Origin of the sequence: Mesorhizobium sp. WSM3864, from assembly GCF_002294955.1 — a bacterium.
Classification (GTDB): domain Bacteria; phylum Pseudomonadota; class Alphaproteobacteria; order Rhizobiales; family Rhizobiaceae; genus Mesorhizobium.
Genome location: NZ_NSGD01000043.1, coordinates 1 through 9,478, shown reverse-complemented (window position 1 = coordinate 9,478; position 9,478 = coordinate 1). Strand labels below are relative to the sequence as shown.

Genomic DNA, 9,478 nt, shown 5'->3' with positions numbered 1-9,478 from the left:
ATCTGGGCCGAGCTTCTGGGGCTCGATCGGGTCGGCCGCCACGACCACTTCTTCGAGCTCGGCGGCCATTCGCTGCTGGCGGTGCGGCTGCTCAGTGGGGCCTCAAATCTTGGGCTGCAATTCAGCGCCAGCGATCTGTTCCGGACACCCATTCTGAAGGATCTGGCGTTGAAGCTCAATTTGGGACCACAGCCGAGCAATTCAGGAGTGATCCCCATTCGTGCGACGGGATCGCAACCGCCGCTCTTTTTTCTTCCGACGGGGAGGGGCGATTGTTCCTACGCCGTCAAGCTGGCAAGCGAAATGGACATAGACTGTCCCGTCTATGCGGTACCATGGCCGGATTTCAATGAATTGTGTGCCCCGACTCTTGAAGAAATGGCCTCGCAGGCGATCGGGGTGATGAAAGAAATCCAGCCGACGGGGCCGTATCGCCTCGCAGCGTATTCTTCAGGCGGAATATTGGCCTACGCAATTGCGTCGCACCTGTGGAGGTTAGGCGAAGCTGTCTCGTTCTTGGCCTTCATCGATGTTGCGCTACCTGCAAATGGCTCGACCATGTCATCCAACCAAATCGCCAACGAACTGGTTCTGGAAAGCCTCGAATGCTTGGACGACGAGCGCTTTGCAGAGCTCGAACGTTTCGCTGAACAAAGCTCGATCGCCCAGCTGCTCGAGAAAGCGCAGCAAATCGGAGCGATCCCGTTAAATCGTGATCTGCAAAACGATGCGGTGATTTATAAAAAAATTGCTCGGTTTCATGTAGCGCTGCAGGGGTATGAACCTCCATCCTTGCCGGTAACAATACACCAGTTTTATGCCACTGAAACTAACCTTCCCCGGAGGGAACACGCCAAGAACTCCACAGACCAATACGCAACGTCGCCAATGCGGGGATGGGACCGGGTTTTGGATGCGTCGGCCATTCATACCGTGCCGGTTCCAGGCGGTCACGAGAGCATGGTGGCGAACCCGGGAAACTGCAAAGTTTTGGCTCAAGCCATTTCAAAGGCCTTCGGCAAATCACCGAACGGGCTCCACCGCCAGACTGAGGTGGGGGACAGTTTGCAGTCAGCGCCGGAGTAGTCGCGACCCCACAACACGTCGGTCCTGGCCCAAAACTCTCCCCCGAACCGCCTCAAAGAAAGCAGGGTCGGATGGGCGCCTTCAAGTCAGGCCGCGTGGCAGCCCTCAGCCATGCTTGGTGAACGCCCGCTGCTATTTCGGCGCTGGGCAAGGCCTTTGCCCAATGACAATCCAATTTGGTTAGAAAGACTCGCTTTCTATCTTACGGCACCAAGCGCCTGGCCTAGCCTTCGACTGGCCGTGGCAGAAACCGAGCAAAGGCCGGTCACCGAACATGGGCAATTGAGAGCAGGAGAGACGCCAGCGGAACGGAACGTCTGCATCAAGGTCTTGGTAAGTATGAATTGGGCATCGCGCAACGGATCCGTTTGCATGTAGCTGTTGCGAAGTTGTAGCGAACGCTCGGCGACAACGACACCGCAAAACCATCTTATATTCTGGTGCTAGGTTTGACTAATATCCCGATACAGAAGGATCGTGTCCACGGACGTGGTGTCGCTGACGGCCTTGATCTCCGTGCTCTCCGGCGTGGGCCGGAATGATCAGCGCGCCACTGCCGGCAGGCTGATGAGCGGATCATCGCTCTTCTGACTGATGGTCTCAAGGGTCATGTAGCGCGCCCGCTGCACGGCCCATTCATCATTCTGTTCAAGCAGCAGGGCGCCGACGAGGCGGACAATGGCATCGTCATTGGGAAAGATGCCGACGACCTCCGTCCTCCGCTTGATCTCGCCGTTGAGCCGCTCGATCGGGTTGATCGAGTGAAGCTTGACGCGGTGCTCGTTCGGAAAGGTCATGTAGGCGAGGACATCGTGTTCGGCTTCATCCATGATGGCGGCGAGCTTCGGTACCTTCGGCCGGATCTGATCGGCAACGGCGCGCCATTGCACGCTTGCGGCCTCGGCCGTCTCCTGGGCAAACGCGGTGGCGATGAAGGCCGAGACGACCCGGCGCCCGCTCTTGCCGGCATGCGCCAGCACGTTGCGCATAAAATGCACGTTATGCCGACGTCGGCATAACGTCCATTATGCCGATGTCCGGATTATGCCGACCTTGGGGGTGGATGTCGGCTTCGGAGGCGGTGATCGCTGCGATGGGGTCGGCATAATCAGAGCGCCTCGAGGAAAGCGAGAAGCTTGTCGGGCGGTCTGTAGCGTCCTGGCGCCGTGTTGGCCGGCGTGGTTTTCGCCAGGGTGCGTTCTTTAAGTTCCAGATCGGCGTGCAAGTAGATGTGGGTGGTCTCGATCTGTTCGTGGCCAAGCCACAGCGCGATCACCGAGGTGTCGACGCCGGCACGCAGCAGTCGCATTGCCGCGGTATGACGCAAGGTGTGCAGTGTGACCCTTTTCCGCTGCAGCGACGGCCAGTTTCTGGCAGCGATTTCGACATACCTCGCGAGCCGGTGCTCGAGAGCGTCGCGGCTGATCATCCTGCCGGTCTGTGTAGGGAAGAGGGGATCGGCCGGCTGCCCGGCACGTTCGGCCAGCCCGACGCGCAGCACGGCGGCCATGTTGGAGGTAAGGGGTGTGATCCGCTGCTTTCGCCCCTTTCCGATACAGCTGACATGAGCGCCGGAACCGAGATGGATATCGGCGCAGTGAAGGCCGATCAGTTCGGACGCCCGCAGGCCGGTTTGGGCGGCGAGCCGAAGCAAGGCGTAGGTCGACCGCGCGGGGGCGGACAGCAATACATCGAGTTCCTCCTCCGTCAGGAACGTCACAAGCCGTCGCTCAAAACGCTTAGGCGGAATCGCGAGCACCCCTTCGATTGTCGCGGCGTACTCGGGGTAACGAAGGGCGGCGAACCGGAACAACGACCGGATTGCGGCAAGCCGCGCATTCCGGGTCCGCGCGCTCGATATCGGCGTCGTCGAAGACCAGGAACGGCGCGTTGCCGCCGAGTTCCATCGACACCTTCTTGACGGTGACGGACGACTTCTGGATCAGGATCTGGCCGACCTCGGTCGAGCCGGTGAAGGTGATCTTCTTGACCAGCGGGTTGGCGCAGATCTCGTCGCCGATCTCGCCGGCCCGCCGGTCAGGATGTTGATGACGCCTTTGTGGTGATCAGAATCGGCTCGAGCTTTGCCGCAGCTTGCCTTGTCGCGCGGCAGCTCTACACCGTCGGCCGGATTCCAGCCGATCTGCGCTCTCGCCAGCCGGGTATCCCGCGTCCTGACGGTTTGCATCCTTGGCCACGAGCACTTCCCCACTCGGCAAGGTTAGGTGGAGGCCGACGTGATCGCCGAGATAGACAACTCGGACACGCATGCGGAGATAACAATATCGCGCTTCTATGAACGTCTTTTCGCACTTGGCGCTTTCATGCGAGCGGAGCTGGACGGCATTATCGATCGCCTTGGCCTGCCCGCGCAGAGCGCTGGGTTTGGCTCGGTCTGGCTGATCTATTTCCTCAGCGGTCCCTACGGAGACTACCAGGACCTGCTGCGCAACGACGATGCCTTCGATCTCGCATTCCGCAAGGAGATGATAGCGAACCGTCTGATGGGTCAGCCGCTCCCGCTCAAGCGTCTTTAGCAAACGCGTGCCGCAGGTCGTGGAGCCGTGGTCGGCAACCTGCCGAGCGGGGGGCGATAACGACGCGACAGACGAGCTTCTGGAACGTGTTTTGAACGTTCACATAGAGCAGCCTCGTGCCGGCCGGTGAGACGAACAGGGCCGGCGTGTTCGGCGGCCGGCGGGGTCGATCGCGCCGGCGCAGATAATTGCCGAGGGCCGCAACAGTGCTCGGATGTAACGTCAACTCGCGGGATTTTCCGGACTTTCCGCGGCGAATGGTGAGGCCGCCGCCGACCGCATCGAAGTCGTCGCGGTCCAGGCCGATCGCTTCTCCAACCCGCATTCCGGTCACGGCCAGCAAGCCGATCAGGGTCCGGTAGGTTGCTTCCCGATGCGGCGTGCGCAAGGCCGCGGTTGCCGTCATCAAGGCGATGACGTCCTCCTGCGAATAGAGGTAGGGCGTCGCTCGGCAAGATCGCCCCGGCAGCAGATCACACGGCGGCACCTCGGTTGCCGGCTCGATCCCGCGCAGATGGGTCGCAAAGCCGCGAACGACGGAAAGTCGCGCCGACATCCAGCTTCGATCCGCGCCTGCCGGCAGCATCGCCCAAGCGAGGGCCGTCTTGGTGGTCAGGTGGTCTTCGCCTTGCGCCTCGAGATAGGTGAGGAACTGGGCAAGAAGCTTCTCGGACCGAACAAGCGTGTAGCCGAGGGCGCGACGCATGGCCAGGTAATCGGCCAGGGCCTGGCGAAGGCGCTCATGCCACCTCTCCCGGCCAAGGGCGGGCGATCGTTCGCAGGCTTCGCGATCAACCTTGGCATAGATCGCCGTTGTCAGGGCGCGGCGATGACGCAGGACCTGCCCGACCTCCGGTTCGACGCGCCGGCGCGCAACATCGCCGACGCCGCCGTATGGCGCAGGCGTGGGCGTGGATCCGGCCGAGCCCGGTGCGGCAATCGGCGGCGGCCACGATTTGCGACACGCCAGCGCTTGTGAGGGCATCGTGGGGCGCCCTGACTCGCACAAATACTGTCCGGCCCTGGGCGGTCCGGGGACGGCCGTGGCGCAGATAGGCCGCTACCGCTTCGCCGACATCGGCCGGCAAGGGAAGGTGTTCGATGCAGCTTCCTTTGCCCCGTACGAGAATCTCACCGGTCCGCCAATCCAGGTCGTCAAGCTTGAGCTTGGCGACTTCCCCCGCCCGCAAGCCGAGACGAACCAACATAGTCAGGACCGCGAAGTCGCGGCAGCCGTTCGACGTATCGCGGCCGCAGGACGTCAGCAGGCGCTGAACCTGGTCGCAATCCAGTCCCTTGGCAACCCAGCCAATCGCCGACCGGCGACCGAGGGCACGCAAGCGGCAAGAGATCGCGCGATGAGACCCTCGACATGAAGGAACGTGAGCAGCGACCGCAGCGCCGTTACAGTCAGGCTTGCCGCGCGCGGCTCAGCTGAGGGGAACGTGCCACGACAAAGGTGACGGCTCGGTCGCGGCCAAACCCGCAAGGTCCAGGGCACGCCCGTCGGACGACAATCGATGACGCAGAAAGGGGCGCACCATCCGGGCATAGACATCGGCGGTCGCTATCCCCAAACCGCGCTCAATCGCCAGATAGCGTTGGTATCGTTCCAGCAGCTGATCTGCCGGATCGTCGGGTGCACGGGGCGACGGCAGCACCACGCCGCGAGACTGCAAATAGGCCAACAGGGGCTGCAATGCTTTGATCGAGCGGAGTTGCGGGCCAGCGGCACGACGGGTACGGACGAACCGATCGACCTCGCTCGCACCCAGTCCCTCCACGTCCATGCCTTCCAATGCGAGCCAGCGGCTCAATCGCGCCCAGCCGCATCTGCTCGCGAGCGGAAAGCAGCGTATAGCCTTGTCGGGCGAGTTCGCCGGCAAACCCAGCCGCAAACGGGGCAAGCGGGCCCTGGACGCGAACGCGAACCGGATCGATTGACATGAAAGCATCCCCTTCTTTGGAAACAAGAAGAAGAGTTTGCACGATCCGTCAGACCGCCGGTGATTATGCCGACCCCATAGCAGCGATCGCCGCCTCCGAAGCCGACATCCACCCCCAAGGTCGCCATAATCCGGACATCGGCCATAATGTACGTAACAGCGCTGCCAGACTGCCTTGGGCAGGACTTCGCGGATCGCCGCCCTGAGCCCCGGATGGTCGTCGGAGACGACGAACTCGACGCCGGCGAGCCCGCGCGCTTGAGCCCTGCCACGAACGCGCGCCAGCTCGAATGGCTTTCCCGGTTGGCCAGATCGACACCGAGCACCTGGCGCCGGCCCTCCCAGTCGACCTCGATCGCCACCAGCACCGCCTGGCTGGCGATCACGCCGGCTTCGCGCGCCCGCTCATAGCGCGCATCCAGAATGAGGTACGGGTAAGGTTCGGCAGGCCGCTGCTCAAAGGACGCCTTCAGGGCTTCATCCAGCCGCGCCGTCGCCTGGCTTACCGTCGAGGCCGAGAAGGAATGGCCGCACAGCTCCTCGGTGATCGCCTTCACCTTCCGGGTCGACACGCCTTGCACGTACATCTCGACCAGCCGACACCAATGCCTTCTCCGAGCGCTAATAACGCTCAAACAACTCCGTCGAGAACCGGCCGGCCCGATCCTGCGGAACCCGGAGCTCCAGCACGCCAACCCGCGTCACAAGCTTGCGTTCGTAATAGCCGGACCGTTAACCAACCCGCTTCGTCGTCCGCTCGCCTACCCCGATCGCCTCCGTCATCTCGGCTTCCAAAGCCTCCTGCACGACAGTCTGCAATACCTTGCGAAAGCCGTCCTCATCTGACAACAGCAACGCTTTCAACTCGCCTCTGCTCAGTCTAATTTCTCGATTGGTCATGGCACTTACCCTTCCACGGGAATCGGTGATCGCAACGTCACCAGCGTGCCATGGCCGCCTCGCCTCAGGGCAAGGGCTGGTCTCTCTCCAGAACTTTTTGTAGAACCTTCAGGACACTATCTATCTGAGCTTAATCCGGTCGACCCGCCCTGGGACGTGATCCGTGTATCCGTGGTGTGGGAGGGTCGGCGCGGCGAGGCGTCCCCCTATCCCGATCAACGGCCCCAAACGTAGCCGCTCAAAGACGCATCATTGGAACGTCTGCTCGTCGCGCATCCTTCCTGTTCCCAGACCGTAGAGATTGATCCTCACGGCTCATCGATCAGATCGAGCTCAAGACCCAGGGTTTCAGGTAGGGTGGAGAACCTTCCGCGGCACTCCCGCGCTTCCCGCCGCAATATCGCCTTGCCGGCTTCACACAACTTTACATTCGCCCGCAACAGCCGAAACATTGGGCTCTCAGATTGGCCCAGTCGCGGCAGAGATGCCGCAGTAGCGAAAGGACCATCATGACGTACGATCACGACACCACGCAGAAGAAGGGCTGGGGCAAGCGCATCGCCATAGGCGGCATTGCGATAGTAGCGCTTGCCGCCGTCGGCGTCACTGGCGCGCTCAGCCAGGATTGCGGGCGCATGCAGCGCTTCGGCATGGACGGGGGCCACGGCGGACCCGACATGCACATGCAGGCCAACTTCAGCTACGAAATTGGGTTGAGGCATCACTTAGAGTGCATGCTCGATGATATCGACATCACACCCGAGCAGGAAGACAAGTTGGAGGCGATCATGGACAAGCTCGATCACGATGTCCGCCCGATCATACGCGGCTTCCACCACGCGCAAGACGATTTCGCCAAGCTGCTCGGCGCCGCAACCCTCGACCGCGAGGCGGCGGAGGAGCTGCGCGCTGAGCGCGTCGCGGCGGTCGACGAGGCCTCGCGCAAGCTGACGACGGCGCTGCTCGACGCAGCCGCGGTGCTGACGGCCGAGCAGCGGGCGGAGCTGTTCGAACTCTTCTAGGATCGCAGCCACCGACGCTGGTAAGCTCTGTACCGGCACAGGTTCGAATCGGAGCAGACAAACGAGCATGGCGGACCAGGTTCTCATCATCGACGACGATAAGCGCCTGTCCGCCATGGTCGCGGAATATCTGACGGGCAACGGTCTTCGTGTGGTAACGGCGGATACGGCGGGCGCAGGCCTTGCCGAGATCGCGCGGCTGTCGCCCGATGCCGTGGTTCTCGATGTCATGCTGCCTGACATGGACGGCTTCGAGGCGCTCAAGCGCATCCGCGCGAAGTCCGACGTGCCGGTTCTGATGCTGACGGCGCGAGGCGGCGAAACCGACCGCATCGTGGGGCTGGAAATAGGCGCCGACGATTATCTGTCGAAGCCGTCCAATTCGCGGGAGTTGCTGGCGCGGTTGAAGGCCATCCTGCGCCGCCGTAACGCCGGCGCGAACACCTCGCCGCGCATCATGCGCTTCGGACGGCTGGAAATCGACCCTGCCTCGCGTTCGGCCCGCGTCGAGGGGCGCGACTGCCCGATGACCAGCTATCAGTTCGATCTCTTGGTGGCGTTCGCCGAAAGTCCCGGGCGCACGCTGTCGCGCGAGCAGCTCATGGACATTGTCAAGGGAGAAGCGTTTGACCGGTCGATTGACGTGCATGTCTCGCGCATCCGCGCCGCGATCGAGACCGATCCGAAAGATCCTCGCCGCATCATTACGGTACGCGGCGTAGGCTATGTCTTTGCCCGTTGCCAGGACGATGACAGATAAGCCATGCGCAACAGCCTTTTCGTCAAGATCTATCTCACCGTGCTCATCAGCCTCGCTGCAGTGACGATCGCCAGCGCGATCTTCGTAGAGGTGGGCCAGGAACTCGAAAGTGCCGCGTTCGGCCCGGCAGGCTTTTTCGCGCTGATCGCCGCGGTGATAGGGCTTGTCGCCTTTCCAGTCGTGCGTCATCTCACACGCCGCCTTGAGGCATTGCGCAAGGGCGCGGATCGCTGGGGCGCAGGCGCTCTCGACACGCGCGTCGCCGTGCGCGGTAGTGACGAGGTGGCGGCGGTGGCGGCGAGCTTCAACCGCGCCGCCGAGCAGATCGAGCGGCTGCTTGCCGCGCATAGCTCGCTGCTTGCCAATGCCAGCCACGAGTTGCGCTCGCCGCTTGCGCGGCTGCGCGTGGCGATCGACCTCATCGCCAACGAACAAAGCGGCCCGATGCGCGATGAGATCGTGCGCAACCTCGCCGAACTCGATGCGCTGGTGGAGGAAATCTTGCTTGCCAGCCGGCTCGACCACATCGAGAAGCTGGAGCAGGTAGAGCCGGTGGATCTACTGGCGCTAACGGCCGAAAAAGGCGCACGCTTCGGCGTCGACGTCTCAGGCGAACCTGGCGTCGTCGTGGGAGACCCGAAGCTGCTCATGCGGCTAGTTCGCAATCTCATGCAGAACGCGCAGAGACATGGCCGCCCGCCGGTTAGCGCGCATGTGGGGATCGAAGGCGGTTCGGTGGTGCTCAAGGTGTGCGATCACGGGCCGGGCCTGCCGGAAGGAAGCGGTGAGCGTGTCTTCGAGCCCTTCTTCCGGCCACAGGGCAGCAGCGAGACGGCCGGCGGCTGGGGCCTCGGCCTGTCGCTGGTGCGTAAGATCGCATTGCGTCACGGCGCAACCGTGCACCACGAATCGCCCTCCGGCGCCGGCGCCTGCTTTGTCGTCACCTTTCCGGCGTATCTTGATATGGCCGGCGCATATCCTTGTGAAAGTGGCCGCTCAGCTTCCGCCCTTCCGTCGCTTAGAGAGTGAAGTGCCACCATGCCCGAACAACCCTTGCCGACGCTGCGATGTGGCGCGTCGATCACATCGAGCCCTCGCCCGAGATGTTGGCGTTACGCACCAACGGGCCGATCCACCGCGTGCGCTTCCGGTCCGGGCACGAAGGCTGGTGGGTGACAGGCTACGACGAGGCCAAGGCGGCGCTGTCCAACGCGGCGTTCCGGCCCG

9 protein-coding genes and 4 pseudogenes are annotated in these 9,478 nt (G+C 62.7%); 6 read left to right on the top strand and 7 right to left on the bottom strand.

Annotated elements, in window-relative coordinates:
• Nucleotides 1–1,086, top strand: a 1,086-nt coding sequence (locus CK215_RS30330; protein ID WP_245418876.1) for a thioesterase domain-containing protein, incomplete at its 5' end; no start/stop codon positions are given.
• Between the two features lie 542 nt (nt 1,087–1,628).
• Here the strand turns inward: CK215_RS30330 and CK215_RS30325 are convergent.
• The 3 genes and pseudogenes from CK215_RS30325 to CK215_RS30315 all read right to left on the bottom strand — a co-directional run.
• A pseudogene (locus CK215_RS30325) lies at nt 1,629–2,084 on the bottom strand (transposase); the annotation flags it as partial.
• Between the two features lie 110 nt (nt 2,085–2,194).
• Complete coding sequence (locus CK215_RS30320) at nt 2,195–2,899, bottom strand: tyrosine-type recombinase/integrase (RefSeq protein WP_245322522.1); 705 nt, start codon at nt 2,897–2,899, stop codon at nt 2,195–2,197.
• A gap of 37 nt (nt 2,900–2,936) precedes the next feature.
• A pseudogene (locus CK215_RS30315) lies at nt 2,937–3,145 on the bottom strand (aldehyde dehydrogenase family protein); the annotation flags it as partial.
• 178 nt (nt 3,146–3,323) lie between these two features.
• Between CK215_RS30315 and CK215_RS30310 the strand changes: the two are divergent.
• A complete protein-coding gene (locus CK215_RS30310; RefSeq protein ID WP_176477790.1) occupies nt 3,324–3,623 on the top strand; it encodes a hypothetical protein in 300 nt (99 codons plus the stop codon).
• Here CK215_RS30310 and CK215_RS32210 read toward each other — a convergent pair.
• From CK215_RS32210 to CK215_RS32195, 4 genes and pseudogenes are all read right to left on the bottom strand, one after another.
• Nucleotides 3,610–4,029: a tyrosine-type recombinase/integrase gene (locus CK215_RS32210; protein ID WP_245322529.1), complete on the bottom strand. Its 420-nt coding sequence runs from the start codon at nt 4,027–4,029 to the stop codon at nt 3,610–3,612. The genes CK215_RS30310 and CK215_RS32210 overlap by 14 nt on opposite strands.
• Nucleotides 4,030–4,414: 385 nt before the next feature.
• Entirely contained in the window at nt 4,415–4,963 is a 549-nt protein-coding gene (locus CK215_RS32205; protein WP_245418875.1) for a tyrosine-type recombinase/integrase, read from the bottom strand.
• A gap of 90 nt (nt 4,964–5,053) precedes the next feature.
• Nucleotides 5,054–5,440, bottom strand: a complete 387-nt coding sequence (locus tag CK215_RS32200; RefSeq protein WP_245322534.1) for a hypothetical protein — start codon at nt 5,438–5,440, stop codon at nt 5,054–5,056.
• Between the two features lie 267 nt (nt 5,441–5,707).
• Nucleotides 5,708–6,469, bottom strand: a pseudogene (locus tag CK215_RS32195) (IS256 family transposase); the annotation flags it as partial.
• Between the two features lie 509 nt (nt 6,470–6,978).
• Between CK215_RS32195 and CK215_RS30280 the strand changes: the two are divergent.
• The 4 genes and pseudogenes from CK215_RS30280 to CK215_RS30265 all read left to right on the top strand — a co-directional run.
• On the top strand, nt 6,979–7,491 hold the full coding sequence (locus tag CK215_RS30280; RefSeq protein ID WP_095780027.1) for a Spy/CpxP family protein refolding chaperone: 513 nt from the start codon (nt 6,979–6,981) through the stop codon (nt 7,489–7,491).
• Between the two features lie 67 nt (nt 7,492–7,558).
• Entirely contained in the window at nt 7,559–8,251 is a 693-nt protein-coding gene (locus tag CK215_RS30275) for a response regulator transcription factor (RefSeq protein WP_095780028.1), read from the top strand.
• 3 nt (nt 8,252–8,254) lie between these two features.
• A complete protein-coding gene (locus tag CK215_RS30270; protein ID WP_095833125.1) occupies nt 8,255–9,280 on the top strand; it encodes an ATP-binding protein in 1,026 nt (341 codons plus the stop codon).
• 9 nt (nt 9,281–9,289) lie between these two features.
• Nucleotides 9,290–9,478: pseudogene (locus CK215_RS30265) on the top strand (cytochrome); the annotation flags it as partial.